2 protein-coding genes, 1 rRNA gene and 1 pseudogene are annotated in these 4,380 nt (G+C 68.3%); 1 reads left to right on the plus strand and 3 read right to left on the minus strand.

All coding sequences use genetic code 11. The features are described from left to right. Positions 1 to 112 (plus strand): 5S ribosomal RNA (gene rrf, locus AB3347_RS25765). 121 nt (positions 113 to 233) lie between these two features. On the opposite strand, the pseudogene AB3347_RS25770 reads toward rrf, so the two are convergent. From AB3347_RS25770 to AB3347_RS25780, 3 genes and pseudogenes are all read right to left on the minus strand, one after another. Continuing rightward, positions 234 to 497, minus strand: a pseudogene (locus tag AB3347_RS25770) (ATPase); the annotation flags it as partial. Then, positions 494 to 2,089 carry a DUF5691 domain-containing protein gene (locus AB3347_RS25775; protein ID WP_369094509.1) on the minus strand — a complete coding sequence of 532 codons (1,596 nt, stop codon included), beginning with the start codon at positions 2,087 to 2,089 and terminating at the stop codon, positions 494 to 496. The gene AB3347_RS25775 and the pseudogene AB3347_RS25770, both read right to left, overlap by 4 nt. Beyond that, complete coding sequence (locus AB3347_RS25780) at positions 2,086 to 3,423, minus strand: SWIM zinc finger family protein (RefSeq protein WP_369094510.1); 1,338 nt, start codon at positions 3,421 to 3,423, stop codon at positions 2,086 to 2,088. Before AB3347_RS25780 ends, AB3347_RS25775 begins: the two co-directional genes overlap by 4 nt. Positions 3,424 to 4,380: the final 957 nt, after the last annotated feature.

Consider the following 4,380-nt stretch of genomic DNA (forward strand, 5'->3'; position numbering starts at 1 on the left):
CTGATGACCATAGCAAGTCGGTCCCACCCCTTCCCATCCCGAACAGGACCGTGAAACGACTTTGCGCCGATGATAGTGCTGCAACCAGTGTGAAAGTAGGTTATCGTCAGGCTAGTTATATGAAAAAGCCCGCTCAGTGATCTGAGCGGGCTTTTTTGCGTTTGCACGCTTCGCATTAGCGAGCGATGTCATTGCTGCTCGACCGACTTGGGCCCCGGCCTGCACCGGGCCGACGGGAGCCTGCGGACTAACAGCGCGCGGTCGGTCGCCAGCGTGGCGACGGCGATCTCGATGATGCGCGGATTGCCGATGTACTTGGCGCTGATCTCGACGCCGTTGTCCAGCCTGCCGCCCAGCAGGTAGGTTGCGACGGCCCAAGGCGACATCTTCCAGCGCGGCGGGCGCTGGCGGGAGTCGAAGGCGATCAAGGCCTCGATCTCGCTGGCGTACTGCGCTTCCGCGTGCTGGCGAAGGACGGTGGTGGTCGATGCGGTCATGCGGGCTCCTGGAAAGAAAGCGACATCTCGTGGCGCAAGCGCACGGTGTCGAAGAAATTGGCAATGTGCTCGTGCAGTCCGCCCTCGGGCGCGCCGGCGCGCCACGCGGCCTCGAGGCCGGCCACGGCTGGCGGGTCGACGACGCCGGCCAGGCTGTCGAGGGCGGACCTGAGCTCCCACTGGGCGTTGGGAAGCGCCGGCAGTTCGCGCAGGAGCCGCTCGACCACGTCGCGCGACAGCGCGGCGGGCCAGCTGGCGGAGGCGCGCGTGGCGGCCTGCACCAGCAGGTCGAGCAGGGCGAGTTCGGCCAGGCCCCAGCTGCTGCGGCTGGCCGCGACGGCGTCGGCAAGCCAGGCATGCAGATCGGCCGGGACCATGCCTGCGAACAGGTCGAAGAAGTCGCGCGGATACTGTTGGCGCATGCGCTCGTCGGCGGCCATCCGGAACCTGAGCAGGGCATGGACCCAGTCCGACAGTTCCAACGGCGAGGCCACCCCGCGCACGACGGCGTCGGACCAGCCGCGCACCAGCGCGTGGGCGAAATCGCTGCGGGCGGCCAGCAGGAGCAGGTCGCCCGGCCCGGCGCCGAGGCGCTCGGTCCAGCTGCGCGGATCCGTGGCCGCGAGCAGGTCGGCCAGCCAGCCGGCCTTTTCGCCCAGGCCGGGGTGTGCGCCGGCGCCGACGCCGTCGCGCGCCATGGCCTTGTCGACCGCCTCCGGCAGGGTGATTTCGAGACTGGCCCGGCCGAGCAGCGGGCGCCTGAGCTGGAGCAGCGCTGCGGAGCGCGCCGCCATTCGCTGCCGCAGCGCCGAACCGGGCAACTTGACCAGCAAGGCCTGTGCGGCCAGGCGCACTTCCTTGCGCCGGTCGTCCAGCGCACTCTCCAGGAAGGCTTCGTCTTCCGGCCCGATGCTCACGGCCAGGCAAGCCAGCAGCCGGGCGCGCGCGTCCGGCGCTTCGCCGGCCCAGGACTGGATCAGTGCATCCCGCGCCGCGCCGGGATCGCCGGCGCGCCAGTGGCGCAGGACCGCGATGCGCTGCTCGATGCTGCCGGTCTCCCAGTGCTGCATCCGCTCGTCCTGTCCGGCGGCCGGCGCCGCCCACGTCCAGTCGGGCTCGAAGCGCGCCAGCCACTGTCCGCGCTCGCCCAGCACCGGACCGATGTCGGTGCGCAGTTCGGCATGGCGTGTGCCGAGTGCGAGCACGTTGGGAAGGAAGCGGACGGGAAGCCGGCCGCCGTGTCCTGCCAGTGCGCGCAGCCATTCGCGCAGCAAAGCAGGCTTGGCGCTGCCCTGCAGCAGGCGCGCCAGCAGGGCCTCGGCGTCCGGCGGACAGCTGCGCAGGCGCTCGGTCGCGGCGGGCGAGGGCAGCGCGCTGGCGACATCGGCCGGACGCCGGCCGGCGCGGCTCCACAGCGACCACGCGGCGAGCGACAGCCACAGGCGCGTTTCGGCCTGGCCGTCCGGCGCATCGGCAGCAGCGGCACCGGGGGCGAGGGCTTCCAGCTCGGGCGGTAGCGTGGCCGCACGCACGCCCGCGGCACGCGAGGTGCCGATCTGCAGCAGGCTGTATAGCTGGTGCGCGTCGCTCATGCCGGCAGGTCCGTGTCGAAGTTGTAGAGGCGCCCCGCGTGCCAGGCGCTCAGGGGCAGGAAGGCGTGGCCGTCCCATTCGCCCATCAGGGTCAGCGGGTGGCCGCCGCTCAGGGCGGCGAGGTGCAGGCGGTGGCGGAAGGCCGGATCCAGCAGCAGCGTCGCGCCGTCGGCGCCGCGCAGCCGGCCCGCCATGTCGGGCACGACCTCGGCGAGGATGGCGGGCCAGCGGTCCAGGAAGGGCTGGCAGGCCAGTGCGTCCGCGTACTCGTCCAGCATGACCGCGATCCCGCGCTGCCCAGGCAAGGCGCTCGCGAGCGGCGCGGCGGCCGACTGCTCGCGCACCACTGCGCGCAAGGGGCGGGCGCCCGGATAGAAACAGAGTTCGCCGTCGAATTCGGTGCCGCTGGGCAGGGTGTGTTCGAAGGCCTGGGCGCCGGGCGCGAACTGCAGCAGCAGGGCCCAGCGCTGCGAGGCGACGCCGAACAACCAGGTGGCGCGGCTGCGCAGCCGTTCGTCTTCGTCGGTGCGCTGGGCCAGGACCAGCCAGCGGTCGGCGACCGGGGCTTGCGCCAGCACGTCTTCCTTGGGGACGGAAAAACCGACCAGGTTGCGCAGGTCGCACTGCAGCGTCTGCGGCAATGCATCGAGGCGCTGCCATGCGATCGTGACCAGGTAGAGTGCAGCGAGTTCGTTGGCCACCCGACGTTCCCAGTCGGGCAGGGTGGTCTGGAAGCACATGGCGCCGGCGCGCCTGAGGCGTCCGGCCAGTGCGCCGGCCTGCGCATCGACCAGCCGCGCGGCCATGCCGTTCCAGAACGCGGGGCCACGGTCGCGGACGCCGGCCAGCCCCTCGCGCGCCAGGTCGTGCAGCCAGGTCCGCAGGTCGGCCAGGCCGCGGCTGACGCTCTGGTCGCGCTTCTCTTCGCGCGTGCGCGCCTGTGCCGCCGCCGCTTCCGGGTCGGCGGGCGCCTGGACCGCGGCCTTCTCCGCTTTTTTCTCCTGGCGCTGCTGGCGGCTGTCGATCCAGTCCGCCACCCACTGCGGGGCCGCGCCGGCCGCGAACAACGCGGGGTGGCTGCTCAGCAGGAGATACAGGCCGAGGCCGTGCTTGCACGGAAATTTGCGGCTTGGGCAGCTGCATTTGAAGGCCGGTTCGCCGATGTCGATCTGGGTACGGTAGGGGACCTTGCCGCTGCCCTGGCACTCGCCCCACAGCGCACGCTCGTCGCAGCCCAGCTGGTTCCATTTTGCCGGCGTGGCCAGCTGGCTGCCGGCTTTGGCCGAGGCAGCATCGGGAGCCAGCGAGAGGATGTGATCGGAAGTGAGCGTCACGGGCGCATGGGGGGATCGGTGATCTCTCACTATACTTGCCCGCCTGCCGAAAAGGGGCGGTTCGTTCTATGCCGTCGGGATAAAGTGTGGCGCTGGGCCGGGCCGGGGCGCTCAGTCGGCTGCGGTGAGCCAGGCGAAAAAAAGCCCCGGTTGGAAACCGAGGCTCCTGCCCGACCGGTTTCCCGGCCGGGGTTCCCAGCTGTGCAACACCGCGACCCGGCGGGAGGCGTGCCGACTAGCCCGCCCTTGCCTTCATGTGCCTCGAAGTCGCCGGTGGTTTGCACGGCTGGGCCAACACTCACCACCGTAACGCTCCCCCCGATATCGGAACTTCGGGTCGGTGAATGCAGCCCAGTTCAACATTCCTGCCGCGTCATGCGGCCGACGTGCTTCGACCATAGTGCCAGGGCACGGTTCAATCTGACTCGATTGATGTCGCACCACGCATTATCCGGCTGAAACAAAACTCATCTGTTCGACAACTCACATATGCCGGATCGACCCAAGGCCGTCTGTTGATCGCGGACCGGGCGCCAAGAGAAGGCACACCGGCGCCCGCACAGTCGCTTCCGGCCAACACGCGGGCCTTGCCGTTAACAAGCGGGTTTGCTATAGTCTCGTTTCTCCGACGCGCAACGCCGCTTTCAAAGCAGCGACAAGCGAAAGAGAAGAGGGGTTGACGAGTTAAGCGAAACATTGCATAATCTCACTTCTCTGCTGCTGACGAACACAACGCTTCGTACGGTGCAGTAAGGTAGTACAGAACAAGAGTTCTTTAACAATCAACAGTCGATAAGTGTGGGCGTTTGATGAAGGTGCCGGCTGGCTTGGGTCAGCTGCATACTTAAATTATCAAATGTTCACAAGAAATAAACGTAAATCTTCGAAAGAAGGTTTCGTCAGTATTTTGAGTGAGCGACTCCGCTAGCGATAGCGGATGACTCGAAAGAGTCAACA

This window comes from Massilia sp. X63, assembly GCF_041023745.1.
GTDB lineage: Bacteria > Pseudomonadota > Gammaproteobacteria > Burkholderiales > Burkholderiaceae_D > Telluria.